This window comes from Staphylococcus sp. HMSC62B09 (assembly GCF_001839115.1).
In the GTDB taxonomy this organism is placed as follows: domain Bacteria; phylum Bacillota; class Bacilli; order Staphylococcales; family Staphylococcaceae; genus Staphylococcus; species Staphylococcus haemolyticus.
This window is the reverse complement of the sequence record NZ_KV840169.1, coordinates 1-221: the sequence shown is the minus strand read 5'-3', so window position 1 is coordinate 221 and position 221 is coordinate 1. Positions and strand designations below refer to the sequence as shown.

General features: G+C 30.8%; 1 pseudogene. It reads left to right on the top strand.

Annotated elements, in window-relative coordinates:
• A pseudogene (locus tag HMPREF3265_RS12750) lies at positions 1-221 on the top strand (hypothetical protein); the annotation flags it as partial.

Below are 221 nucleotides of genomic sequence, written 5' to 3'. Positions count from 1 at the left end.
TAGGGCGTTTCTCTACTAAAGAACAAAAGTATATTAAAGATTACATTAATACACGCTCAGAGGCGCATATGAACATGGTAGAGCGTTTTAAGATTGAACTATACAAATATATTCAAATAAATAGAAATGAGTGTAATAAAGGTGTAAAAAACGATTATTCGTATATAAATGACAATCGTCAAAAGGCAAAGACTTATCCTCATAAGTTGACGCTTAACCAA